General features: G+C 74.2%; 20 protein-coding genes. 7 read left to right on the top strand and 13 right to left on the bottom strand.

What is annotated here, in order from left to right; translation table 11 throughout:
* Positions 1-47: 47 nt before the first annotated feature.
* From BM093_RS23225 to BM093_RS23195, 7 genes are all read right to left on the bottom strand, one after another.
* Positions 48-1,001, bottom strand: coding sequence for a glycoside hydrolase family 16 protein (locus BM093_RS23225; RefSeq protein ID WP_093349160.1), 954 nt, complete (start codon positions 999-1,001; stop codon positions 48-50).
* An 83-nt stretch (positions 1,002-1,084) separates the two neighbouring features.
* A complete protein-coding gene (locus BM093_RS23220) occupies positions 1,085-2,071 on the bottom strand; it encodes a family 16 glycosylhydrolase (RefSeq protein WP_093349157.1) in 987 nt (328 codons plus the stop codon).
* 17 nt (positions 2,072-2,088) lie between these two features.
* A complete protein-coding gene (locus BM093_RS23215) occupies positions 2,089-2,673 on the bottom strand; it encodes a hypothetical protein (protein WP_093349152.1) in 585 nt (194 codons plus the stop codon).
* Positions 2,674-2,677: 4 nt separating this feature from the next.
* Complete coding sequence (locus tag BM093_RS23210; RefSeq protein WP_143105496.1) at positions 2,678-3,811, bottom strand: VldE C-terminal domain-containing protein; 1,134 nt, start codon at positions 3,809-3,811, stop codon at positions 2,678-2,680.
* Positions 3,812-3,816: 5 nt separating this feature from the next.
* The gene (locus BM093_RS36110) at positions 3,817-4,335 is read right to left on the bottom strand and encodes a hypothetical protein (protein WP_093349142.1); all 519 of its coding nucleotides are present in this window, start codon (positions 4,333-4,335) and stop codon (positions 3,817-3,819) included.
* Entirely contained in the window at positions 4,332-5,717 is a 1,386-nt protein-coding gene (locus BM093_RS23200) for a hypothetical protein (protein WP_143105494.1), read from the bottom strand. The genes BM093_RS36110 and BM093_RS23200 overlap by 4 nt, the downstream gene beginning before the upstream one ends.
* A 218-nt stretch (positions 5,718-5,935) precedes the next feature.
* The gene (locus BM093_RS23195; protein ID WP_093349133.1) at positions 5,936-7,441 is read right to left on the bottom strand and encodes a glutamate-cysteine ligase family protein; all 1,506 of its coding nucleotides are present in this window, start codon (positions 7,439-7,441) and stop codon (positions 5,936-5,938) included.
* Positions 7,442-7,587: 146 nt separating this feature from the next.
* Between BM093_RS23195 and BM093_RS23190 the strand changes: the two genes are divergently transcribed.
* Positions 7,588-8,397 carry a TrmH family RNA methyltransferase gene (locus tag BM093_RS23190; RefSeq protein ID WP_093349129.1) on the top strand — a complete coding sequence of 270 codons (810 nt, stop codon included), beginning with the start codon at positions 7,588-7,590 and terminating at the stop codon, positions 8,395-8,397.
* Between the two features lie 11 nt (positions 8,398-8,408).
* Here BM093_RS23190 and sepH read toward each other — a convergent pair whose 3' ends face one another.
* The 3 genes from sepH to BM093_RS23175 all read right to left on the bottom strand — a co-directional run bounded on the left by sepH (position 8,409) and on the right by BM093_RS23175 (position 13,313).
* On the bottom strand, positions 8,409-10,769 hold the full coding sequence (sepH, locus tag BM093_RS36730) for a septation protein SepH (protein WP_218162890.1): 2,361 nt from the start codon (positions 10,767-10,769) through the stop codon (positions 8,409-8,411).
* A 336-nt stretch (positions 10,770-11,105) separates the two neighbouring features.
* A complete protein-coding gene (gene serC, locus BM093_RS23180) occupies positions 11,106-12,239 on the bottom strand; it encodes a phosphoserine transaminase (RefSeq protein WP_093349311.1) in 1,134 nt (377 codons plus the stop codon).
* Between the two features lie 84 nt (positions 12,240-12,323).
* On the bottom strand, positions 12,324-13,313 hold the full coding sequence (locus BM093_RS23175) for a GlxA family transcriptional regulator (protein WP_093349125.1): 990 nt from the start codon (positions 13,311-13,313) through the stop codon (positions 12,324-12,326).
* Positions 13,314-13,384: 71 nt separating this feature from the next.
* Between BM093_RS23175 and BM093_RS23170 the strand changes: the two genes are divergently transcribed.
* Positions 13,385-14,671: an MFS transporter gene (locus BM093_RS23170; RefSeq protein WP_093349120.1), complete on the top strand. Its 1,287-nt coding sequence runs from the start codon at positions 13,385-13,387 to the stop codon at positions 14,669-14,671.
* 233 nt (positions 14,672-14,904) lie between these two features.
* On the opposite strand, the gene BM093_RS23165 is transcribed toward BM093_RS23170, so the two are convergent.
* Complete coding sequence (locus BM093_RS23165; RefSeq protein WP_093349116.1) at positions 14,905-16,044, bottom strand: citrate synthase 2; 1,140 nt, start codon at positions 16,042-16,044, stop codon at positions 14,905-14,907.
* Between the two features lie 216 nt (positions 16,045-16,260).
* On the opposite strand from BM093_RS23165, the gene pdxH reads away from it, so the two are divergent.
* The 4 genes from pdxH (at position 16,261) to BM093_RS23145 (ending at position 21,461) form a co-directional block, all read left to right on the top strand.
* Complete coding sequence (gene pdxH, locus BM093_RS23160) at positions 16,261-16,914, top strand: pyridoxamine 5'-phosphate oxidase (protein ID WP_093349111.1); 654 nt, start codon at positions 16,261-16,263, stop codon at positions 16,912-16,914.
* Positions 16,915-16,969: 55 nt separating this feature from the next.
* Positions 16,970-18,478: an MFS transporter gene (locus BM093_RS23155; RefSeq protein ID WP_245773740.1), complete on the top strand. Its 1,509-nt coding sequence runs from the start codon at positions 16,970-16,972 to the stop codon at positions 18,476-18,478.
* Positions 18,479-18,567: 89 nt separating this feature from the next.
* On the top strand, positions 18,568-19,878 hold the full coding sequence (locus tag BM093_RS23150) for a citrate synthase (RefSeq protein WP_093349108.1): 1,311 nt from the start codon (positions 18,568-18,570) through the stop codon (positions 19,876-19,878).
* 188 nt (positions 19,879-20,066) lie between these two features.
* The gene (locus tag BM093_RS23145; RefSeq protein ID WP_093349103.1) at positions 20,067-21,461 is read left to right on the top strand and encodes a cryptochrome/photolyase family protein; all 1,395 of its coding nucleotides are present in this window, start codon (positions 20,067-20,069) and stop codon (positions 21,459-21,461) included.
* 32 nt (positions 21,462-21,493) lie between these two features.
* On the opposite strand, the gene BM093_RS23140 is transcribed toward BM093_RS23145, so the two are convergent.
* Both BM093_RS23140 and BM093_RS23135 read right to left on the bottom strand, forming a co-directional pair.
* Positions 21,494-22,672 (bottom strand): ABC transporter permease, encoded by a 1,179-nt coding sequence (locus BM093_RS23140; RefSeq protein WP_093349099.1) that lies wholly within the window; start codon positions 22,670-22,672, stop codon positions 21,494-21,496.
* A complete protein-coding gene (locus tag BM093_RS23135) occupies positions 22,669-23,574 on the bottom strand; it encodes an ABC transporter ATP-binding protein (protein WP_093349096.1) in 906 nt (301 codons plus the stop codon). Before BM093_RS23135 ends, BM093_RS23140 begins: the two co-directional genes overlap by 4 nt.
* Positions 23,575-23,751: 177 nt before the next feature.
* Between BM093_RS23135 and BM093_RS23130 the strand changes: the two genes are divergently transcribed.
* Positions 23,752-25,131, top strand: coding sequence for an MFS transporter (locus BM093_RS23130; RefSeq protein ID WP_093349301.1), 1,380 nt, complete (start codon positions 23,752-23,754; stop codon positions 25,129-25,131).
* Positions 25,132-25,172 lie beyond the last annotated feature (41 nt).

Raw genomic sequence — 25,172 nt, 5'->3', positions numbered from 1 at the left:
CCAGTCACACCGTCCCGCCGCCGAGCGGCACGGCGCTCTCCGCCCGATCAGGGTGCGTAGATCCGCACCCAGTCGACCTGGAAGTCCAGGGTGTCGGGCGAGGTCTCGTCGAGCGGCGGGATCCAGTCCTTGCCGTACGGGCCGATGTCCTGCTGCATCGCCAGGTGCATCGGACGCGGCGGGATGTGCTCCGGGTCGGTGGTCCGGAAGACCTCCTGGCCGTCGATGTAGAACACGACCCGGTCCGGCAGCCACTCGACGGCGTAGTTGTGCCACTGCGTGAAGTCGCCACGGATCGACTTGCCGACCTGGCTGTTGTCCTCGCCGTAGTGGACGATCGTGTGCGTCTCGGCACGGTCGCCCTTCGGGATCTCCATGAAGTTGAGTTCGCCGCCCTCGGGCCAGTCCTCGGCCACCGGCCAGAGCAGCGCGACGTCGCCGTAGCCGGTCCCCGGGGCGGTCTTGGCCCGGATCTCCCAGCGGCCGTACTGCATGCCGCCCTTCCAGTGCAGGCCTGCCGACTCCCGTCCCCGGCTGGTGAGGACCAGCCGGCCGTCGCGCAGCGAGATGTTCTCCGCCCGGTGCCTGCCGTTGCCCCCGGTGGTCTCCCCGGTGTACGGGGCCCACCGGGCAGGGTCGAGCGCGGCGCCGTCGAACTCGTCGCCCGCGACCAGCTGCCAGCCGTTGCGGACGGCGGCCTCGGAATCCGAACGCGACGCCGGGTCCAGCGCGCCGACCTGGTCGGGCCGCTCCTGGTCGTGCATCCCGCCCGGCGCGGGCGCCGGCGGTGCGGCGCTCGGCTGCGGCGGCGGGGAGCCGGTCCGCTCCGAGCCGCCGCCGAGCAGGTCGAGGTTCGCGGCCACGGCGACCATCCCCGCCAGTGCGCCGACGGCGAGCGCGGCCCCCAGCAGCGTCGGCCAGCGCCGCCGCTGCGGCGCCTCCGGGTCCTGCACGTCCTCGGGGGCCCGATGCCGTGCCCGCCCCGGAGCCTGCTGCTGCACGCCCGTCCTCCTCGCTGATCGTGGACGGGCGACACGCTAGGAGGGGACGCCTGTGGTGGCGCTGAGAAACCCCGGGTCCGGTCTCAGCCCGGGTTCGCGCCGTCGAGTGCGTACTGGCGGACCCAGTCGACCTGCATCGTCGACTCCTGCACCGATCCGCCCTTCGGGAACCAGTCGAGCTGGATGCACAGGTGCATCGGGCCCGGCGGCTGGACCGTCGGGTCGGTCGTCTCGAACCACGGCTCCCCGTCGACGTAGGCGGTGATCCGTTCCGGGGTCCACTCGACGGCCCAGTTGTGCCAGCCGGTGCCGTCGATGTCGACCGAGCCGTCGATCTGGGAGTTGTCCGCCCCGTAGTGGACGAAGATGTTGGTCGTCTGCCGGGACGGGTCCATCATCTCCATGAAGTCGATCTCGCCGCCCTCCGGGAAGTTCTCCGCGGTCGGCCAGAGCAGCAGTAACGCGTTGTACGACGGGTCGGAGGCCGGGGCCCGCACCCGGCCCTCCCAGCGGCCGTACTGCCGGCTGCCGGCGGTCCAGGCCATCCCGGCGGTGTTGCCCGCGCTGTCACCGGTGATCGTGAGTACGCCGTCGCGCACGCTCACCGCGTCGGGTGTGCGGCGGCCGTTGCCGGCGTGGCCGGGGCCGTCGTAGATGCTCCACCCGGATGTGCCGTCGGTGAAGTCGTCGGTGCGGACGGGCTCGCCCCAGCCCTGGGTCGCGGCGGCGGTGGTGCCCTCGATCGTCACGTCCCCTCCTCCCGAGGTGGTGCCGTCCTCCGATGGTGCCGGGCCGGGGGACCCGACCGGGTCGGCGGGGGTGGTGGGGGTGGCGGGGCTGTCGTCGTCGGGTGCCACGGGCTCGTCGGGTGAGACCGGAGGATCACGGTCGAGATCGAGGGACGGCCGGTCCCGCTGCCGGTCGTCCTGCCCGGTGGCCGGCGGGGACGCCGCGCCCGGACCCGGCGCCACCGCCACCGGCTCCCCGGCCGGCCCGAGCACGAACAGCAGCACCGTCACCCCCTGGGCCACCAGCCTGCGGATCAGTTCTTCCAGCTCGTCGGCGCTCATCGCCCGCTCCTCGAAGGTCAGTCGTCCACGTCGGGCGTGTCCGGGGTGATCGCGGTATCGGTGTGGACCAGCCAGTCACCGTCCGGGCCGCGGTGCAGCACCACCCGGGTGCGCCACCGTTCGACGCGCGGCACGGCGCCCGGTGCCGCGGTGCTCGTGCGGATCTCGGCCACGAACGCCGCGCGCCCGCGGACCGGGTCGTGGCCCGCCGGTGCCGGCTCGCCGACCTCGGCGAGCCGGCGCTCCCCGGGCCGTGGCGGGTCGAGCACCGGTGCGCCGACGGCGGCCGGGCTGCCCGGCTCGGCGAAGGGGACGGCGTCGCGGCGGGTGCGCCCGGCGTCGTCCGGCCCGGCCGCGTGGGCCGCCCGCAGGTAGGCCCGGGCGACCGCGGCCGGTGCCGCGGGGACGGCCCGTGGTGGTGCCGGGTCGGGGCCCCGCGCAGGTCCCGGCTCGCCGATCGCGGCCCGGTCGGCCGAGGTCAGCACGGCGGGCGCGGGCGGCTCCGGGCGGGAGCCGGGCAGCAGCAGCGCGAGCGGAGCGACCAGGACGGCGGCGAGGACCAGCAGTACCGGGCCGCGGCCGGGCAGCGCGCCGCGGTTCACGGCGTCATTCCGCGAAGCTGACGTGCACGTGGTCGTAGTGCCCGCCGGTCGGGTCGGAGGTGTCGTAGACCCCGCCGCCGGTGTAGCGCCGGCCCCAGCCGGTGCCGTCGTCGCGGACCGAGGGATCCCAGTAGCGGCCCTGCCAGATCAGGTAGCGCACCGAGAGCGCGTCGGCGTTGGCGGCGAACCAGCGGGCGACCCGCCAGCCCTCGTCGAGGTCCGCGCCGTCGGCGAAGCGGCCCGCCGGGCCGGTGAACAGATCGCATGCGCGTCCCTTCGGATGGTCCGAGCGCGGGTTCTGGGCGTGCTCGTCCCAGCAGCCGACGCTGTCGAGGACGGGGTCGAAGACCTGCTGCGCCGCGGCGAGGCCGTGCGCGGTGGCGCCGGTGAGGCAGCCGCCGGACCGGACGGGGTCGGGGCGGTCGCACGCCGTCGGCCCGCCGGTCCAGGCCGGTGCGGGTGCCGCCGCCGGGTCGGCCGGTGTCGCGGCGGGTGCGGGAGCGGGGGCGCGGTTCCGGTCGTCGGCCGGGGGCGCGTCGGGCGCGTAGCTGCCGACGAGGTCGTGCACCGCGTCGAGGTAGCGCCGCACCGCTGCCGCACAGGCCTGCGTGCAGCCGGCCTCCCCGGGCCCGGGCACCCCGGAGGCGGAGCCGGTCACCCGGCGGCAGCCGGCGAGGTGACAGACGAGCATCGCGTCGAGCACCGGGACGGCCTTCGGCGTCGTCGCCAGGTAGCCGGCAGCGGCGCGCAGGGTCGAACACAGCCACGGCACGACGACCCGCAGGTGCGCGGCCGGATCGGTCAGCGCGGGATCCGGCCACGGGGCACCGCCGGCCGCGACCCAGGTCCGCTCGGAGACCTGCAGCAGGCCGGCCGCGGCGCCGGTCCGCAGCCGAGGGTCCCAGCCCGACTCGGCCTGGATCTGGGCGACGACCCAGGCGGGCGGCAGCTCCGGGCAGCCGTCCGCGGTGAGCTCGGTGACCAGCGCAAGGTGTGGCCGGGCCGCGTCGGGCACCGCGGCCGGGTCCACACCGGATGGATCCGGGGCGGCCCCGGCGGCGGTGGGAGCCGCGACGAGCAGCGCGGTGACCACGGCGAGCACGGTGACCAGGACCCGCACGGTGAGCAGGGCACGCACGGCGCTCACCACCCCGGCCCGGGCCGCAGCACCACACCGCGCAGCGGGCGCAGCGGCCCGCGCTGCCGCGGGACGAGCGGGCGGGTGAGCCGCTCCCCGGCGCTCAGCGCGGTGACGATCCGCCCGAGGGCCTCGGCGTACCGGCGGACGGCGGTGGACGGGCGCGGTGCGCTCAGTACCGCGGCCGCCTCCGACCACGGATCGGGTGTACGGGTCCACGCCGGGACGAGGGGCAGGACGACGACGGCGGCCCACCCGGTCCCGGCGGCCGCGGCATCGACGCCGTCCGGATCCGTGGAGAGCGGGAGCACCGCCAGGACCGGCCGATCCGGCCCCTGGCCCGGGGCGACCCGGGACGCAGCGGCCAGGCCCGCGGCCGTCGCCCGGCAGAGCAGCACGTCCGGGACCGGATCGGCCCCGGTGACGACGCCGAGGTCCTGGGCGTGCAGGGCGCGGGCGACGGTCGTCGTCCCGACCCCGCCCGCGAGACCACCGACGGCCGGGACCCGGCGGGCCGGGGTCACCGCGACCGGCCCGGTGCGCGGCCGGCGAGGGCCGCCGGGGAGGGGCCGGACGGGTCACCCACCGGTTCGGCGTCGACCACGAGCCGACCGCCCGTCCGGACGACGGCGACCTCGAGGCGTACCCACCGGGCGCCCAGCCCGCGCCAGCCGCGCGCCGCCGGTGCCGGTGCGGCGGCCGGCCCGCCGAGGGGGTTCGTCGGCTCGGGCTCGGGAGCGCCCGGCGTGCGGGCGTCGACCCGGCGGTACGGGACGACCCGTACCCGGACGTCGACGTGCACCCGGTCCCCGTCGGGGCGGACCCGGCCCGGCAGCACCAGGTCGGCCCGCTGGCGGCCGGTCCCGGTCCACCCGAGCAGCGCGGCGCCCTCCGGGGACGCCAGGTGGGTGCCGAGGGCCCGGCCCCGTCGCGCGGGGTCGTCCTCGTCCCAGGAGAGCAGGTCGGCGGCGAACGCCCCGGCCAGCGCGGACGCCTCGGCGGGGTCGATCCCGTCCGGGGGATCCGCCGCCGGGGCCGTCGGGGCGGTCTCGTCCTCGGTCGCGTCGGCCGTCGAGGGGGCGCCGGGGTCGGGACGGCAGGCGGCCGGTGCCGGCGGTGCCACGTACCCGGCACCGGCGCTGCGCGGTGTCGCCCTGCTCGTGGTGTGGCTCGTCGGCGGCGTCGCGTCCTCAGCCTCGCCGGTTGTCGATGGTGCCGCGTGGTCGGAGGCGCGACGTTCCGGCGCCGTGCCCGTGTCGGTCACGCCGGTCGCCGGTGGCCCCGCGTGGTCGGCCCCGTCGGTGAGCGACGGTGCGGTGCGGCCGGCCTGCCGGGCCGCGTACCCGGCCCCGGTGGGAGCGGGCGGAGCCGCGTGTCCGCCGGTGCGGACCACCCGGCCCGCGTCGTCGGGCTCGTCGACCGCCGAGGCCCGGCGCGGCGCCGGTGGCTGCCCCGTCCGGTGCGCCACGACCTGCTCGCCGCCGGGGGATCGAGGGGCCCAGCCCGCGGAGGGGTCGTCGGTACGAGGTCGCGGCGGGGGGACCGGCGCGAAACCGAACGGGTCCGTGACCGGCTCCGGTTCGGCCGGCTCACCCTGCGGCGGCCGCTGCGCCGTCCACAGCGAGGGCCGTGCCGCGGTCGTCGCGGGTCCGGCGGGGGCCGCGGCCCACGCGGCCGGGGAGTCGCCGGTACCGGCCGGTGCCGGGCGGCCGGGCGCTGCTGCGGCATGGCCGGGCGGACCGGTGGGCGCTGCCCCCGGATGCCCCGGGGGACCGGTCCGCGCCGACGCGGCGGGGCCGGGCGCCGCGGCGGAGTGGGCGGTGGCGGGGGCCGGGTCGTCGAGCCACGGGTCGGGCTCGTCGCCGGCGGGCCGGGCGCGGCGACCGAACAGGCGGAACGGGGACATCGCCGCCGCCCGCGTCATCGACGCGGGCCGGGATCACCGGCCGGATCGGTGCGGTGCTGGTGCGCGGACATGTCCCTCCGTCCCGGGCCGCGCGCCCGGGGCGGGTCGCGCGATCACCGACGGTAGGAACGCAGCGGGCCCGGCGGGCGGGCTCGGGCGAGCGCCTTCGCGATGGCGAAGACACCCCGGCACGGACGGCCGCGGACGCGGCCCCGCCCTCAGCCCGGGAGGTCCCAGGAGTGCACCGGCTCGTTGGCCGCGGAGTGGCACAGGTAGCGCTCCAGCATCCCGTGCAGCGCCGTGAACCGGTCCGCGCCGCGGTCCTCCAGGGCGGCGACCGTGCCGATCTGCCAGGACGCCCCGGTCTGCCGGGTCACGCAGCGGCGTTCGATCACGGTCAGGTAGCGGTCGCAGACCGCGCTGCCGACCCCCCAGCGTGCGAGCCCCTCGTGTGCCAGCGGGAGCAGCTTGCGCAACGTCAGCTCGTCCGGCCGGATCCAGCCGGTACCGGGCCAGTAGAGGGGAGCGTCCATCCCGTGCCGGGCGGCGGTGCGGAAGTTCTCCCGGGCCGCCTCGAAGGACACCGACCGCCACAGCTCCTCGTCGGACTCGACCAGGGTGCGCAGCAGCCCGTAGAAGAACAGGGCGTTGGCGACCATGTCGACGGTCGTCGGGCCCGCGGGCAGCACCCGGTTCTCCAGCCGGACGTGCGGGGTCCGCCCGGTGCTGTCGTAGATCGGCCGGTTCCAGCGCCAGATCGTGCCGTTGTGCAGGGTCAGCTCCGGCAGCTCCGGGAACCCGTGCTCACGCATCTGGGCGGCGGGATCGATGTCGGTGGTGAGCGGCATCAGCGCCGGGAAGTAGCGGGCGTTCTCGGAGAACAGGTCCAGGACCGAATCGATCCAGCGCTCGCCGAACCAGACCCGCGGGCGTACGCCCTGGTTGTGGAACTCGGGGGTCCGGACGTCGCAGGCCTGCTCGAACAGCGGGATCCTGGTCTCGGCCCACAGCTGCGAGCCGAGCAGGAACGGCGAGTTCGCGCCGAGTCCGAGCTGGACGCCGGACAGGCACTGGGCGGCGTTCCAGTACCGGCCGAAGTCCGACGGCGCGACCTGCAGGTGCAGCTGCATGGAGGTGCAGGCCGCCTCCGGGATGATCGTCTCGAAGTCGGCGTTGATCCGCTCGTCCGGGTCGCAGCCGGTGATGTCGATCCGGACCGGCTCGCCGCGCGCGTTGAGCATCTGGTCGTTGAGCGCCTGGTAGCGCTCCTCCGGGGAGATCGCCTCGCCGACCATGTGCCCGACGTCGAGGGTCGGCAGGATCCCGATCATCGCGAGCTGGGTGTGCAGATCACCGGCCTTGGCGCCGGCCCCGGCGAGCAGGTCCAGCAGCTCGTGCTCCAGCTGGCGCCACTGGTCGCCCGGCAGCGGCCGGGGCGGCAGGTTCAGCTCCAGGTTCCAGCGGCCGAGCTCGGTCTGCCACTCACCGCTGTTGATCGTCTCCAGGACGTCGAGGCCGTTCAGCGACGGTGCCAGCTGCGGGTCGACGAGGTTGAACTCGATCTCCACGCCGGTCATCGGCTCGGTCTCGGGGAACGGGTAGGTCCGGAGCAGTTCCTCGAGCGAGTCCAGGCAGCGCTGCACTTTGATCCGGTACCGCTGGCGGTCGCGCCGGGTGAACGTCGTCCGGTCGACCACCTGGCCCATGCGAGAACCGACCTCCATCGAACGGGGAGCGCCTCCTCACCCGGCCGGAGGCCCGGTTCGAGGGAGACGGCATTACACCGTGTCATATCGCTGGTCCGGGCGGTACCGGCTGAAAGGGCGACCAGGAGCGGCGAGCGGTTTATGACGTGGGACGATCGGTAGCCGTGGCCATCCTCACCGCGGTCGACGATCCCGACGACCCCCGCATCGACGACTACCGCGACCTCACCACCGCCGACCGCCGTCCGGATCGCCCGGGCGGGCGCGGGCTGGTGATCGCGGAGGGTGTCGTGGTCGTACGACGGCTGCTGGACTCCCCGTACCCGGTCCGGTCGCTGCTGGGGGTCCCGCGACGGCTGGAGGAGCTCTCCGGTGACCTGGCCCGTCTGGACGTACCCGCTTACGCCACCGACGCGGACACGATGGCCCGTGCGGTCGGTTTCCACCTCAACCGGGGTGTCCTGGCGGTGGCCGACCGGGCGGCTGCACCCGATCTCACCGGACTGCTGGCGGGCGCGCGGTCGGTCGCGGTGTGCGAGGGCGTCGGCGACCACGAGAACCTCGGCTCGCTGTTCCGCAACGCGGCGGCGCTGGGGGTCGACGCGCTGCTGCTCGGGCCGGGCTGTTCGGACCCCCTGTACCGGCGCAGCGTCCGGGTGTCGATGGGCCACGTCCTGCGCGTGCCGTTCACCCGGTTGGCGGGTGGCTGGCCGGCGTCGCTGGACACGCTGCGTGATGCCGGGTTCAGCGTGGTCGCGTTGACCCCGGCCCCGGACGCCGAACCGCTCGCGACGGCGAACCTGACGGGGGAGAAGGTCGCGCTGCTGCTCGGTGCGGAGGGGCCCGGCCTGACCGACGAGGCGCTGGCCGCCGCCGACCGTCGGGTACGGATCCCGATGGCGGGCGGCGTGGACTCGTTGAACGTCGCCACGGCCGCGGCCGTGGCGTTCCACGCGGTGACCGGCGGGGGCTGAGCCCTCCGGCGTCAGCGCTGGCCGCGTACGCCGAGGAGGACCTCGTCCCAGGACGGCATGACCGGCTTGCCCTTCTTGGTCCGGCGGGACCCGGCGCCCCCACGCGGGCGCGCCGCGGGCTCCTCGGCTTCCTGCTTCCCGGTGTCCTGCTGCTCGGCGTCCTGCTGTGCGGTGGCCTGCTGCTCTGCGTCGTTCTTGGGGGCCTGGTCAACACCGTCCCGAGCGGCGGCGGTGTCCGTGTCGGAACCCGCGGGCGCCTCGTCGCCGCTCGTGGCCACGTCCTCGTTCTCGGAGGACGACCGCTGCTGCGGGGCCGTGCCGGTCGTACCCGTCGTCGAGGCGGCTCCGGAGTCGTCCGCCGCGGCGCCGGTGTCCGGTGTGCCGGTGCGGTCCGGGGCGGAGTCGCTCGCCGGCGCGCTGTCCGAGTCGGCAGCGCTGGTGGCCGAGCGATCAACGTCCGAACGAGCGCTGCCCGAGCCGGCGTTGTCCGAAATGGTGTCGCCCGGGAGAGGGCCGGTCGGGTCGGCGGTGTCGTCCGAGCCGGCGTCAACCGAGTCGGTGCCTGCCGGGGAGGCGGCCGTGCCCGAGACAGCACCGTCGGACGGGGCGCTGCTTGACGGGGCGCTGCTCGATGGGGCCGCGCTCGACGAGGCACTGTCTGCGGCGGCGTCGGCCGGGACCGTGTGGTCCGCGTCGGCACTGCCGGAGGCTGTGGTGTTCGAGTCGGCCGTGTTCGAGTCGGCTGTGTTCGAATCGGCGCTGCCGGTGACGGCGTTGCTCGAGTCGGCGCTGCCGGTTGCGGTGTTGCTTGAGCCGGCGCTGCCGGTGAGGGCGTTGCTCGAAGCGGCGTTGTCCGAAGCTGCGCTGTCGGGGGTGGTGTCGGCCGGAGCGGTGTCGTTCGCGGCGGCCGACCCGCTCGGTGCGGTGCCGCCCGCCGGGAGCCCGTCGCCGGAGTGGCCGGTCGTCGCGCCGGCTGGAGCCGAACCGCTGCCCGCGGTGTCGTGAGCTGCGGTGTTGTGAGTCGTGGTGCTGTCGCCGGCGACGGTGCGGCTCGCGGTGCCGCCCTCGGTTCCGCGGGACTCCGCGTCGGCGTGTCCGGACGCATCGTTGCCCGGCACAGTGGCGGGCGTCGAGCGGGTGGTGTCCGACGCGGCGCCGGTGGCCCCGGTCGCGGTGTCGGTGTCGGTGACCGCTGTACCGGACGGTCCGCCCTCGACGGCAGCGGTCCCGCCGGTGGGTGCGGTGCCGGTGTCGGCGGAGGGCGCGGCGGTGTCCGCGGCCGCTGTGTCGGCCGGAGCCGGGGCGGCACTGCTGTGCGAACCACCGGTCGTGGCGGAGGCGCCGGTGGCCGGTGCGCCGGTGCGCGCGCTGTCCTCGGTCGCCGGCGCGACGCTGTCGAGCGCGGGCGTGTGCCCGTCGGTTGCGCTGTCGGAGCCGGTCCGCCCCGGGGCGTCCGTGTCCGGCGCGGTGCTACCGGCCGGCTCCTGCTCGGCGGGCGTGTCCACCCGCGGGATCACCGGCGCGTCGGCGGCCGGTGCGCGGGTGCCGTCGACGCGCGAGCCGCGCGCGGGCGTGTCCACCCGGGGTCGGGGCGGCGGGCTCGGCCGGCGCTGCTCGGGTGCGGTGGCGCCGCGTCCGGCCCAGGACTCCGTGGGCGGGGGCGCCTGCCCACCGGCGACGGCCCGGGCGGGCGCCGCGGTGGCCGGCTCGGACGGTGCGGGCTCCTGCTCCTCGTCCCGGGCGCTGTCGTCCCGCGCGATGTCGACGACGGCGCCGATCGGGCGCAGCGGACGCGCGGGCAGGCCCTCGACCAGGTCGGAGGCGTGCTCGTCGAGCGGGACGACGGTGCCACCGTGCGCCCCGGGCTGGAACGACCAGTGTGCGGCGTTGTCGGACCGCCCGGTCTGCCAGTTGAGGGCGACGATCCACTTGCCGTCGTCGCCCTTCCAGGAGTCCCAGCCTGCGGTCGTGTAGTCCTGGCTGCGCAGGCCGAAGGTGTGGGCGACCGTCTCGCCGAGGGTGCGCGAGTCGGGGCCGTCGGCACGCTGCGGGTGCGCGCCCTGGGCGAGTTCGGCAGTGCGTGAGCGTTCGAGGAGCACCGGGTAGGCGAAGCGCTCGATCTTCTGGGTCGGGACGCCCGCCGCTGCGGCGACCTCGTCCACCGACGCGCCGCCCCGGATGCGGGCCTGGATCTCCCGTGGGCGCAACTGGCTCTCCAACTCGATCGCGATCTGGCCGAGCCGGGTGACGTCACCACGGGCCGCCGCGCGCAGCTGCTCGTCGGCCGGAACGGTGTAGCGCTCTCGACGTCCCGGGTCCTCGAGGACGACCGAGCCGTCCCCGGTCACCCCCACGACCCGCAACGCGCGCATCGATCGACCTCCTGCTGTCGTCCCCGTCCGGGTGACGGTAGATCCCTACGACTCCGCGCCGGGTGAGGCGCGCCGGGCGAGTTCCGCCTGGTCGGTCAGTCCCACCTGGCCGTGGGACCCGCGAGTGGTGTCACGCACCGTACGCACACTCCCATGAGGCGTTGCTGTCGGTGAGATTGGGGCTGATGTTACTGGTGTGACTACGACGAGTTGCTATCGATCCGGCAACAAGATCGGAATCCGAGGCAACCCGTGGTCCGCCCGGGATCCGGACCGGGCCCGGATACACGTCGGCCGGGCCCCGCGGACGACGCGGGACCCGGCCGGCGGGACGGGTCAGGAGGCCAGCCGCTCCACGATCCAGTCGATGCTCGCGGTCAGCGCCGAGACGTCGGCCGGCTCGACCGCCGGGAACATCCCGACCCGCAGCTGGTTGCGGCCGAGCTTGCGGTACGGCTCGGTGTCGACGATCCCGTTCGCCCGCAGGACCGTGGCCACCGCGGCGGCGTCGACCGCGTCGTCGAAGTCGATCGTGCCGACGACCAGGCTGCGCAGTGCCGGGTCGGTCACGAACGGCCGCGCGAACGAGCTCTTCTCCGCCCAGGAGTACAGCCGCTCCGACGAGTCGCGGGTGCGCGCGACCGCGCCGTCGAGCCCGCCGAGCCCGTTCAGCCAGTCGATCTGGTCGGCGAGCAGGAACAGCGTGGCGACGGACGGGGTGTTGTACGTCTGGTCCTTGCCCGAGTTGTCGACCGCCGTGGCCAGCGACAGGAACGGCGGGATCCAGCGGTCGGAGGACGCCAGCTCGGCGACGCGCTCCAGCGCCTTCGGGCTCATCAGCGCGATGAACAGGCCACCGTCGGAGGCGAAGCCCTTCTGCGGGGCGAAGTAGTAGACGTCGGACTGCGCGATGTCGACCGGCAGCCCACCGGCCCCGGAGGTCGCGTCGATCGCGACGAGCTGGTCGCCGGTCGTGTCCTTGGGCCGGTTCACTGGCACCGCGACACCGGTCGAGGTCTCGTTGTGCGCCCAGGCGATCAGGTCCACCGACGGGTCGCTCGTCGGGGCCGGGGCGCTGCCCGGCTCCGCGGAGACGACCACCGGGTCGGCCAGGAACGGCGCCCCCCGCGTCGTGTCGGCGAACTTCTGCGAGAACTCGCCGTAGGTCAGGTGCAGCGAGCGCTCCCGGACCAGGCCGAACGCGGCGGCGTCCCAGAAGGCGGTCGACCCGCCGTTGCCCAGGACGACCTCGTAGCCGTCGGGCAGGGAGAACAGCTCGGACAGGCCGGCCCGCACCCGTCCCACCAGGTTCTTCACCGGCTTCTGCCGGTGCGACGTGCCCAGCAGCGAGTCCCCGGTCGCGGCGAGCGCGGACAGCTGCTCGGTGCGCACCTTGGAGGGACCGCATCCGAAGCGGCCGTCCGAGGGCAGGAGATCGGCGGGAATCTTCAGATCGGCAGGAGAGGTCACGACGACCAGTGTCGCAGTACCGCGCGGACCCGCGGACCCGACGGTGCTCCGGGCCACACCCGGACCGGGTGCGGGAGCGCCCGGTCAGGCGGAGGGGGCCCGGTGCGCGCGCCGGTACGCCAGCGGCGACATCCCGATCTCGGTGTGCAGCCGGTGGCGCAGGGCCGCGGTCGTGCCGAAGCCGGCCCGGGCGGCGACCTGCTCGACCGGCAGGTCGGTGGTCTCCAGCAGTCGTCGCACGAGGTCCAGGCGCCGCGCGGCGAGCCACCGGCCCGGGCTGGTGCCGGTCTCCGCGCGGAAGCGCCGGGTGAAGGTCCGCACGCTCATCGCCGCGTGTCCGGCCAGGTCCTCCACCCCGGGTGAGCGGTCGAGGTGCGCCACCGCCCAGGCGCGCGCACCCGAGGTGTCCGGCCCCTCCGGGTCCGGCAGCCGGTGCTCGACGAACTGGGCCTGCCCGCCCTCCCGCCACGGCGCGACGACGTTGCGCCGGGCGGTCGCCGCGGCCACGTCCGCGCCGTGGTCGCGGCGTACCAGGTGCAGGCACAGGTCGATCCCGGCGGCGACCCCGGCCGAGGTGAGGACGTCGCCGTCGTCGACGAACAGCACGTCCGGCTCCAGCCGGACCTGCGGGAACCGGTGGCGGAACCGGTCGGCGTGCGCCCAGTGTGTGGTGGCGCGCCGGCCGTCGAGCACCCCGGCGGCGGCCAGGACGAACGCGCCGGTGCAGATCGCAACCACCCGGCCGCAGGCCGCCGCGGCGCGGACCAGCTCGAGCACCCGCTCGTCCGGGGCCCGCTCCGGGCGGCCGGCCGGGCCCGGGCCGCCGGCGGCGACCGCCGGGACGACCAGGGTGTCGGCGCCGGTCAGGACCTCCGGCCCGTGCTCGGGCAGCAGCCGGTAGCCGGAGCTGGTGCGGACCGGCCCGCCGTCGAGGGAGGCGACCCGCACGTCGTAGAGCGGGGTGCCGTCCGGCGCGGTTGTCGTGCCGAGGATCCGGTCCGGGATGGCCACCTCGAACGCGATCACCCCGTCGACGGCGAGCACCCCGACCCGGTGCGGCGATGCAGTGGGCATGGCCGAATTTTTGCACATGTGGTCGCTTCGGCCACTGTCGTCGGCGCCCGTCCCGGTGCTTTGCTCGGTGCATGACGCACGCACCCCCGCGCGCAGCGGGACGTGAACGCCGGGTGCACCCGGCCTGGTGGGCGGCGGGGGCGACGTTCCTCGCGCTGCTCGGCGCGGCCGGGTTCCGGTCCACACCGGGCGTCCTGGTCGAGCCGCTGCACGCCGAGTTCGGCTGGTCGATCGGGACGATCTCGTTCGCCCTCGCGGTGAACCTGACGCTGTTCGGCGTCACCGCGCCGTTCGCGGCCGCGCTGATGGAGCGCTTCGGCGTGCGGCGGGTGGTGAGCTGCGCGCTGCTGCTCGTCGCGGCCGGCGCCGGGGCGACCGTGTTCATGACGGCGGTCTGGCAGCTGGTGCTGCTGTGGGGCGTGGTCGTCGGGCTCGGGACCGGGTCGATGGCGATGGCGCTGGTCGCGACGGTGGTGAACCGCTGGTTCGTGGCCCGGCGCGGGCTGGTGTCCGGGATCCTGACCGCGGCGACCGCGACCGGGCAGCTGGTGTTCCTCCCGCTGGTCGCGGCCGTCGTCGAGTCCGGCGGGTGGCGCCCGGCGGCGCTGGTCACGGCGGGGGCGGCGCTCGCCGTCGTGCCGGTGGTACTGCTGTTCCTGCGCGACCACCCGGCCGACGCCGGGGTGCTCCCGTACGGCGGGAGCGAGGCCGACGTCGTCGTGCCCCAGCGTTCGGGGGCGGCCGCGCTCGCCGTGCGCGCGCTGCGCGACGCCGCGGGCACCCGGACGTTCTGGCTGCTCGCTGTCGGCTTCTTCATCTGCGGTGCGACGACCGCGGGGCTGGTCCAGTCGCACTTCGTGCCGGCCGCGCACGACCACGGCATGCCCGCGACGACGGCCGCGTCCCTGCTGGCCGTGGTCGGGGTCTTCGATCTGGTCGGCACCGTCTGCTCCGGCTGGCTCACCGACCGGATCGACCCGCGCCTGCTGTTGGGCGCCTACTACGCGTTGCGCGGGGTGTCGCTGTTCGCATTGCCACCGCTGTTCGGGACCGACCTGAACGCCAGCATGCTCGCGTTCGTCGTGTTCTACGGCCTGGACTGGGTGGCCACCGTGCCACCGACGATGGCGCTGGCCCGCGAGGCGTTCGGGGCCCGCTCGGCGGTCGTGTTCGGCTGGATCTTCGCCGCGCACCAGATCGGGGCGGCGTTCGCGGCGCTGACCGCCGGGGTCGTCCGCGACGCGCTGGGCAGCTACGACGCGGCGTGGTACGGCGGTGCGGTGCTGTGCCTGGTCGCCGCCGGGCTGTCCCTGGCGATCCGTCGCCGGCGGGCACCGGAGCCCGCGCCCGCCGGCTGATCGGACAACGATCACGATCGGGTGTCCCGTCGACCCCGCGCCCGGCCCGTCGGGTAGGCGTGGCCCGCACTGCCCCGGGCGCCGTGCGCACCGCCCCGAGGGGGCCCCTCGGGGCACAGGGCGCTACGAGGGTGCCCCTCGGGGCTCGGGCCTCGGGGGCTCCGGGCTCGGCGTTCGGGGCTCGGGCTCGAGTGCCCGGGGCTCGGGAGGCCGGCGAGCCCGGAGGCCGGGGCTCAGTGCGTGACGGCGGCGGTCCAGCCGTCGACGTCAGCGGGGTTGCGCGGGCCCGGCCCGATGTACTGCGCGGACGGACGGACGAGCTTGCCCTCGCGCTTCTGCTCCATGATGTGCGCGGACCAGCCGGCGGTACGGGCGCAGGTGAACATCGCGGGCATCATGTGCGGCGGCACCTCGGCGAAGTCGAGCACGACCGCGGCCCAGAACTCGACGTTCGTCTCGATCGGCCGGTCCGGGCGGCGCTCGCGCAGGATCGACAGCGCGGCCCGCTCCAGCTCGGCGGCCACCTCGAAGCGGGGTGCGTCCAGTTCCTGGCAGGTGCGCCGCAGGACGCGGGCCCGCGGGTCCTCGGCCCGGTACACCCGGTGGCCGAAGCCCATCAGCTTCTCCTTGCGGTCCAGGATGCCGGTGACCAGTGCCGCGGCGTCGCCGGTCCGCTCGACCTCGTCGATCATCGGGAGCACCCGGGCGGGCGCGCCGCCGTGCAGCGGGCCGGACATGGCACCGATCGCCCCGGACAGCGAGGCGGCGGCGTCGGCCCCGGTCGAGGCGATGACGCGGGCGGTGAAGGTCGAGGCGTTCATGCCGTGCTCGGCGGCGGAGACCCAGTAGGCGTCGACGGCCGCGACGTGCCGCGGGTCCGGCTCGCCCCGCCAGCGGGTCATGAACCGCTCGGTGATCGTGGAGCTCTCGTCGATGCGGGCCTGCGGCACGGCCGGGACGCCGATGCCGCGGGCGGACTGCGCCACGTAGGACAGCGCCATCACCGAGGCACGGGCCAGGTTGTCGCGGGCCTCGGCGTCGTCGATGTCGAGCAGCGGGCGGTAGCCCCAGTAGGGCGCCAGCATCGCGAGCGCGGCCTGGACGTCCACCCGCACGTCGCCGGTGTGCACCGGGATCGGGAACGGCTCGGCCGGCGGCAGGCCCTGCCCGAAGCGGCCGTCGACCAGCAGCGCCCAGACGTCGCCGAAGGTGACCGTGCCGGCGAGGTCGGAGAGGTCGACGCCGCGGTAGCGCAGCGCCCCGCCGTCCTTGTCCGGCTCGGCGATCTCGGTGCGGAACGCGACGTGCCCCTCCAGGCCCGACCTGAACCCCGGCGGGGGCGGCGGGACCTCGTGGGCGGGGGATTCGGTCACCGGGTCTCCTTCGACTCGCCTTGTCGCCGGTCACCCTCCTCCGGGCGGCACGGCCGGGCAACGCGGCCGTGCGGTGTGATCGGTCACGGTGATCGGCAACGGGAGCGGTCCCGCACCGGGCGCCGGGATCGGCCGGGAGGACCGTTCGGCGGGTGTACGGCCGATGGGGTGCCGCATACCGTCGGTCGCAGCCACACCAGCGGGGAAGGGGAACCCATGACCGACGCACCGGCCCTGGAGCGGATGCGGACCGACTACACCGCTCACCCGTTCGACGTCGCGGATCTGGCCCCGACCTGGCACGAGCAGCTCGCCGCCTGGCTGGAGCAGGCCCGCGAGGCCGGGCTCGCCGAGCCGAACGCGATGGTGCTGGCCACCGCCGACCCCGACGGCGTGCCGTCGTCGCGCACGGTGCTCTGCAAGGGGCTCGACGCGGGCGGGATCGTCTTCTACACCAACTACACGTCCGCGAAGAGCCACGACCTGAACCGCACGCGGGTCGCCGCGGTGACCTTCCCCTGGTACGACCTGCAGCGTCAGGTCCAGCTGGCCGGCCGGGTCGAGCGCTGTTCGGAGGCCCAGTCCGACGCCTACTGGGCGCTGCGCCCCCGCGGCTCCCAGCTGGGGGCGTGGGCGTCGGCCCAGTCGACGGTCGTCGGGGCGCGTACCGCCCTGGACCAGGCACTGGCCGGCATCACGGCGCGGTTCGACGGGGTCGAGCGGATCCCGCGCCCGCCGCACTGGGGCGGCTGGCGGATCGTGCCGTGGCAGGTCGAGTTCTGGCAGGGGCGGGAGGACCGCATGCACGACCGTCTGCGGTTCGACGCCGGTCACGACGACAGCTGGTCCGTGCGCCGGCTCGCCCCGTAGGGGGTGACCCCGAGGCGCCACGACCGTCCCGCCGTGTACACCTGAGCCGGTGAGCATGCGCAACGATCCTGGTGACGGGCCCACCCGACCCGTGCCGGGCCCGGACCGGGACTCGCCGACGCGACCCGTGCTGAACGAGACCACCGCGGAGGAGACGACCGCACGCACCGCAGGCCACGGAGCCGGTCACGGGGCCGACCACGGGGCGGGCCACACTGCCGCCCACGCGGACACGGCCACGACCACGGCCGGTGCCCCCACCGCGCGGGTCCGGTCGCTGACCGCACGGCTGACCGGCCTGGTGCGGTCGACGTTCGCCGACACGACCCCGCTGCGGACACCGGCCTACCGCCGGCTCTGGCTGGCCGGGATCGTCACCGTCATCGGGGCGCAGCTCTCGGTCGTCGCCGTCCCGATCCAGATCTACGAGCTCACCGGGTCCTCGGCGTACGTCGGGCTGACCGGCCTGTTCGGCCTGGTCCCGCTCGTGGTGTTCGGGCTGTGGGGCGGTGCGATCGCCGACGCCGTCGACCGCCGCGTGATGCTGCTGTTCACCGGCTCGGGCATCGCGCTGACCTCGCTGGCGCTGTGGGTGGTGGCGGCGTCCGGAACCGGCGACGTCTGGTTCGTGCTGGTGCTGTTCGCGCTCCAGTCGGCGATGCTGGCGATGAACCAGCCGACCCGCAGCGCCGTCATCCCGCGGCTGATCCCGCCCGACCAGCTGCCCGCGGCGAACGCGCTGAACATGACCGTCGTGCAGGTCGGGGCGGTGCTCGGGCCGCTGCTCGCCGGGATCCTGATCCCGCTGATCGGGCTGGCCACGCTCTACCTGATCGACGCGATCGCGCTGCTCGCGACGCTGTGGGCGACCTGGCGGCTGCCGCCGCTGCCCAGCTCGGCCCCCGCCGACGGCGGCAACCGGCAGAAGGTCGGCCTGCGGGCCGTGGTCGACGGCTTCCGCTACGTCGGCATGCACCGGATCCTGCTGGTGTCGTTCCTGGTCGACGTGATCGCGATGGGCTTCGGGATGCCGCGGGTGGTGTTCCCGGAGATGGCCGCGACGACGTTCGGCGGCTCGGCCGAGGGCGGCATCGAGCAGGGGCTGCTGTTCGCGGCGATCCCGCTGGGCATGGTGGCCGGCGGGGTGCTGTCGGGCTGGCTGCAGCGGGTGCGGCGGCAGGGTGTGGCCGTCGTCGTCGCGATCTGCGTGTGGGGCGGCGGCGTCGCCGTCTTCGGCCTCACCGGGTCGCTGTTCCTGGCGGTGCTGGCGCTGGCCGTCGCCGGCGCCGGTGACCTGGTCAGCTCGGTGTACCGGTCCTCGATGCTGCAGACGGTCGCGACCGACGAGATGCGCGGCCGGATGCAGGGGGTGTTCATCGTCGTCGTCGCCGGCGGCCCCCGGCTGGCCGACCTGTGGCACGGGCCGACCGCGGAGGCGGTCGGCCCGGGGCTGACCGCGACCCTCGGCGGGCTCGCGGTGATCGTCGGGACGCTGGTCGTGGTGTGGCGCTTCCCGGAGTTCCTGCGCTACCGCGGACCGGTCGCGGGCGGTACTGCGGGGTGACTCTTGTCGCCGCGTTCTGCGTATCCGGTCCGGCGGACTAGCGTGTGCGCGAGACCCGATTGATTCCAGCTGTGAGAGGGAACCTCCACATGTCCGACGAGACCGCCGCCAAAGCCGACTCCGCCGTACTCCAGCATTCCGGTGGCGAGTTCGAGATGGCGGTGCACACCCCGACGGAGGGGTCGCAGGCCGTCGACGTCAGCAAGTTGCTCGGCAAGACCGGCCTGGTCACCTACGACCCGGGATTCACCAGCACTGCCGCCTGCTCCTCCGCGATCACCTACATCGACGGGGACGCGGGCATCCTCCGCTACCGCGGCTACCCGATCGACCAGCTGGCGGGGAACTCGTCCTTCCTCGAGGTCAGCTACCTGCTCATCTACGGTGAGCTGCCGACCCAGCAGCAGCTGGACGGGTTCACCAACCGGATCAGCCGGCACACGCTGCTGCACGAGGACCTGAAGCGGTTCTTCGACGGATTCCCGCGCGACGCACACCCGATGCCGGTGCTGTCGTCCGCGGTCAGCGCGCTGTCGACCTTCTACCAGGACGCCCTGGACCCGTTCGACGAGGAGGCCGTCGAGCTCTCCACCGTCCGGCTGATGGCGAAGGTCTTCACGATCGCCGCCTACGCCTACAAGAAGTCGGTCGGCCAGCCGTTCCTGTACCCGGACAACTCGCTGGGCCTGGTGGAGAACTTCCTCCGGATGACCTTCGGGTTCCCGGCCGAGCCCTACGAGATCGACCCGGACATGGCCCGGGCGCTCGACACCCTGCTGATCCTGCACGCCGACCACGAGCAGAACTGCTCGACGTCGACCGTGCGCCTGGTCGGTTCGAGCCAGGCGAACCTGTTCGCCTCCATCTCGGCCGGGGTGAACGCGCTGTTCGGCCCGCTGCACGGCGGCGCCAACCAGGCCGTGCTGGAGATGCTGACCCGGATCAAGGACGTCGAGGGCGGCAACGTCGACGCGTTCGTCGACCGGGTCAAGAACAAGGAGCAGGGCGCGAAGCTGATGGGCTTCGGGCACCGGGTCTACAAGAACTACGACCCGCGGGCGAAGATCGTCAAGGAGCAGGCCGAGACGATCCTGAAGAAGCTCGGGGTCAACGACCCGCTGCTCGACATCGCCATGACGCTCGAGGAGAAGGCGCTGGCCGACGACTACTTCGTCGAGCGCAAGCTCTACCCGAACGTCGACTTCTACACCGGTGTCATCTACCGGGCGATGGGCTTCCCGGTGAAGATGTTCACCGTGCTGTTCGCGCTCGGCCGGCTCCCGGGCTGGATCGCGCACTGGCGCGAGATGATGAACGACCCGCAGAACAAGATCGGCCGCCCGCGCCAGCTGTACACCGGCTCGGCGGAGCGCGCGTACGTCCCGCTCGACCGGCGCTGAGCGACGCTTGCGGAGCGAACATCGGCACTGAGCGACGCTTGCGGAGCGAACATCGACACTGAGCGGAGCTTGCTCCCGCGACGGCCCCGCCGGACCCGGTTCCGGCGGGGCCGTTCGCCGTTGCGGGCCGGCGCCCGGCGACTCCGACGACGCGCGGCGGGGGCGGGGCGCCGTTAACGTCCTGCGGCATGGCTTCGAGCACCGCCGTCGTCTGGTTCCGGCGTGACCTGCGGGTCGCCGACCAGCCCACGTTCCTCGCCGCCGCCGACGCCGCGGACCGGGCGCTGGCGCTGTTCGTCCTGGACCCGGCGCTGCTCGGCCCGTCCGGCGCGGCGCGGACGAACTTCCTGTACGGCTGTCTGCGCGAGCTCGACGCGGCGCTCGGCGGGAACCTGCTCGTGGTGCGTGGCGACCCGGCCGAGGTCGTCCCGCAGGTGGCGACGGCGGCCGGGGCCGGGACGGTGCACATCGCCGCCGACTTCGGGCCCTACGGCCTCGAGCGCGACGAGCGGGTGGAGAAGGCCCTCGCCGATGCCGGCGCGGAGCTGATCCGGACCGGTTCGCCGTATGCCGTCGCCCCCGGCCGGGTGGAGAAGGGCGAGGGCGGCCCGTTCAAGGTGTTCACCCCGTTCAGCCGGGCCTGGGCAGATCACGGCTGGCGGGCTCCGGCCCGCACGTCCGCGTCGTCCTGCAGCTGGGTCGACCCGTCCACGGTCGACGGTGGCCCGCGTGCGGTGCCGGTCCCCGGCGACGAACCGTGCGACTCGACGCTGCCCGAACCGGGGGAGCGGGCCGCCGTGCAGCGGTGGTCGGACTTCCTCGACGAGGGCCTGCACGACTACGAGGGCGACCGGGACCTGCCCGCGAAGCACGACACGTCCGGGATGTCGCCCTATCTCAAGTACGGCTGCGTGCACCCGCGCACGCTGCTGGCCGACCTCGGCGAGCGCCGGGGCGACTCGGTGCGCGCCTTCCGCACGGAGATCGCGTGGCGGGAGTTCTACGCCGACGTCCTGTACCGGCGCCCGGACTCGGCCCGGCGGAACTACGACACGGCCTTCGACCACCTCCCGCTGCGCACCGACTCCGACGCCTACGCCGACCTCGACCGCTGGACGCAGGGGCGCACCGGGTTCCCGATCGTCGACGCCGGGATGCGCCAGCTGCGCGCCGAGGCGTGGATGCACAACCGGCTGCGGATGGTCGTCGCGTCGTTCCTGGTCAAGGACCTGCACCTGCCGTGGTGGTGGGGTGCGCGGCACTTCATGCAGTACCTCGTCGACGGCGACCTGGCCTCCAACCAGCACGGCTGGCAGTGGACGGCCGGCTCGGGGACCGACGCCTCGCCGTACTTCCGGATCTTCAACCCGATCACCCAGGGGGAGCGATTCGATCCCGACGGCGACTACGTGCGCCGCTGGGTGCCCGAGCTCGCCGATGTGCCGGGCAAGGCCGTGCACCAGCCGTGGAAGCTGCGTGACGGCATCCCGGAGGGCTACCCGGAGCCGATGGTCGACCACCGGACCGAGCGCCGGGAGTCCCTGGACCGCTACGAGGCCGTGAAGGCGGCCCGCCGCCCGTGAGTGGTTTTCGCGGCTCCAGCCGCGAAAACCACTCACGGGCGCTTCAGCGCTTCCCGCCAGCCCACCCGGGCGCCGGTGCGCAGGACCGAGTTGCGGTAGACCCGTGCCGACAGCAGCACCATGCCGACGAGTGCGGCGAGTGCGAGGGCGAGCGCGATCAGCACCTCCCACCAGGCCGCGGCGCCGAGCGCGGTGCGGGCGGGCATCAGGGTCTGGGAGAAGAACGGCACGTAGGACAGCACCGTGGTCACGGTGTTGTGCGGGTCCGTCGGCAGCACGGCGACGGCCAGCAGGAGCGGCACCAGGAGCGGGACCGCGACCGGGGCGGTCACCGACTGCAGTTCCTCCTGCCGGGACACCAGTGCCCCGGCCGCGGCGTAGAGCGTCGCGAAGAGGAAGAAGCCGACGAGGTACCAGACGACGGCGGACAGCAGCGTCCCGGCCAGCACCGCCGGTACCGCGAGCAGGCCGGTGGCCAGCGCGACCACCGTCCCGACGGCCCCCAGGATCAGCAGCTGCAGCAGCCCGACCAGGCCCAGCCCGACGATCTTCCCGGCCAGCAGCTGGGTCGCGGGGATCGTGGCCAGCAGCAGCTCGACGACCCGGCCCGACTTCTCCTCGACCACGCCCTGGGCGACGGCGGCGCCGTAGGCGGTGACCGAGAAGAACAGCAGGAACGTCACGGCCAGCGCGATGGCGATCCGCTGCCCGCGTTCGGGGTCGGCCGGTTCGAGCGTGCGGATCCCGACCCCGGACAGCGCGCTGACCCGGTCCGGGTCGGCGCCCGCCGCGCTCAGCGCGTCGGTCACGGCCCGCTGCTCGACGACCCCGGTCACCAGGGTGCGCAGGCCGGCGCCGACGTCGTCGCGGCCGACGAGCTGGAACGTGCCGAAGCCCCCGGTGAGCATCGCGTCCGCCTCGCCGCCGCGGACCATGGACTCCGCGGTGGCCCGGTTGCCGGCCTCGGTCAGCGTGAGCTGGAGGCCCTGCCGGTCCGCGGCGGACCGGAGATCCTCGCGGAGCTCGTGGGCCTGCCCGTCGAGCACCAGCGACGCCTCGGACGTCTGCGACCCCACGAACGCGAACACCGCGCCGTAGCCGCCGAACACGGCCAGCATCAGCACCAGGCCGATCACGAACGTCCGCGAGCGGACCTGCGTGCTCACCTCGCGCCGGGCGACCAGCGCGATCGTGGCGGCCACCCGGTTCATGCGGGCCCCCCGGTGCCGGGGCGGTCGGCGACGGCGTCGCGGTACAGCTCGCTCAGCGGCGGACGGTAGGGCCCGAACGCGTGCACCGGCCCGGCCTGCAGCGCGGCGGCCAGCAGCTTCTGGTCGTCGGTGCCCGGTTCGAGCTCGACCCGGGTCCGGGCGCCGTCGGTGTCCAGGACCCGCACCCCCGGCAGGCCGTCCGCCCAGCCGGCCGGGGGGCCGGTGACGTCGTAGCGCTCCGCGGACGCGGCCCGGAGGTCGTCGACGGTGCCGACGGCGGCCATCCGGCCGGCCGAGATGATCCCGACCCGGTCGCACAGGCGCTCCACCAGCTCCAGCTGGTGCGAGGAGAAGATCACCGGGATCCCGGCGGCGGCCCGCTCGCGCAGCACCTCGCTGAGGGTGTCGACGGCGGCCGGGTCCAGCCCGGAGAACGGTTCGTCGAGGACGAGGACGTCCGGGTCGTGCACCAGCGCCGCGCAGAGCTGGACGCGTTGCTGGTTGCCGAGGGAGAGCTTCTGCACCTCGTCGTGGCGGCGCTCGGCCAGGCCGACCCGCCCGGTCCAGGTGGCCGCCGCGTCCCGAGCGGCGGACCGGGACATGCCGTGCAGCCGGGCCAGGTAGACCAGATGCTCGGTGACCCGCATCTTCGGGTAGAGCCCGCGTTCCTCGGGCAGGTAGCCGATCCGGCGCCGGACGGTGGCGTCCACCGGTGAGCCGCGCCACGAGACGGTCCCGGCGTCGGGGTCGAGGACGCCGAGGACGATCCGCATCGTCGTCGTCTTGCCCGCCCCGTTGCCGCCGACGAAGCCGAAGACCTCGCCGGGACGGACCTGGAACGTCACGCCGTCCAGGGCCGTCGCGGTGCCGAACCGCTTGGCGAGCCCCTCGATCGCCAGCACGCGGCCGACGCTACACGGGGCGGGTGCCCCGACCGGTGGCTGGACGCGACGAGGGGTGGCAGCGGATCATTGCGCTCTGTACGCTCCGTTGACCGAAATGGCTGGATAGGGTGTCGATTATGTAACGAAAATGCGCTGCCCTTGCGTATGCGCATTTCGTGAATGGGGGTGTACCGAATGACATCGGTCCCGGCGAATGCCGGTCCGCAGGGGGCGGACGAGGAAGTCGAGCCATCTGTCCTGCGCAGGGCGGTCGCCGCGTCGGCGATCGGTAACGCCACGGAATGGTTCGACTACGGGATCTACGCCTACCTGACGGTCGAGCTCACGAACGCGTTCTTCCCGGGGGAGCTGGGCTACCTCGGTACGCTCCTCGGCTTTGCGATCTCCTTCATCCTGCGCCCGCTGGGCGGGTTCGTGTGGGGGCCGCTGGGCGACCGGATCGGGCGCCAGCGGGTGCTCTCGATGACGATCATCCTGATGGGTGTCGCCACGTTCCTGATCGGCGTGATCCCGTCCTACGAGACGATCGGCTGGGGCGCGCCCGCACTGCTGTTCCTGCTGCGGATCGTGCAGGGCTTCTCGACCGGCGGCGAGTACGGCGGCGCCGCGACGTTCATGGCCGAGTACGCCCCGTCCAAGAAGCGCGGCTTCTGGGGCAGCTTCCTGGAGTTCGGCACCCTCGCCGGGTTCACCCTGGCCGTCGCGGTCGTCTTCGCGCTGGAGAGCGCGATCGGCGAGCAGGCGATGCTCGACTACGGCTGGCGGATCCCGTTCATGATCGCGCTGCCGCTGGCGATGATCGGTCTCTACATCCGGACCAAGCTCGAGGACACCCCGGTCTTCCGGGAGCTGGAGGAGTCCGGCGAGTCCGAGAGCGCCGCGACCGGGGCGCTGAAGGACCTGCTCGTCCGCTACTGGCAGCCGATCCTCGCGCTGTTCGGCCTGGTCATCGCGCTGAACATCATCAACTACACGTTGCTGACCTACATGCCGACCTACCTGAACACCACGATCGGGATGGACTCGGCGAGCGCCGACACCCTGGCCATCGTCGGGCAGGCGATCATGATGTTGCTCGTCCCGTTCGCGGGTGCGTTGTCCGACCGGATCGGGCGCAAGCCGTGCTGGTGGATCTCGTTGATCGGCATCTTCGTGCTGGCGATACCGATGTACATGCTCATGGCGCAGGGCCTGGGCTGGGCGATCCTCGGGTTCACCGTGCTCGGCCTGATCTACCTGCTGCAGCTGGGCACGATCTCGGCGACGTTCCCGGCGATGTTCCCGACCCACGTCCGGTTCGCCGGCATGGCGATCTCCTACAACGTGGCCACGGCCGCGTTCGGCGGGACCGCGCCGCTGGTCAACGAGGCGGTCGTCGAGTCGACCGGGGACGTGCTGTTCCCCGCCTACTACATGATGGGGTCCTGCGTGATCGGCATGATCGCGCTGTACTTCGTCATCGAGACCAAGGGCATGTCGATCAAGGGCCGGGAGGTCCCGGGCCTCGCCGAGCACCGGCAGCGGCAGGCGGCGAAGGCCAAGGCCACCGGCTGACCCGCTCCCCCGTACCGGGCCCGTCTCAGCACGTCGGAGGC

This window comes from Pseudonocardia ammonioxydans, assembly GCF_900115005.1.
In the GTDB taxonomy this organism is placed as follows: domain Bacteria; phylum Actinomycetota; class Actinomycetes; order Mycobacteriales; family Pseudonocardiaceae; genus Pseudonocardia; species Pseudonocardia ammonioxydans.
Note: the sequence above shows the minus strand (reverse complement) of the source record. Positions and strands in the feature narration are given on the sequence as shown.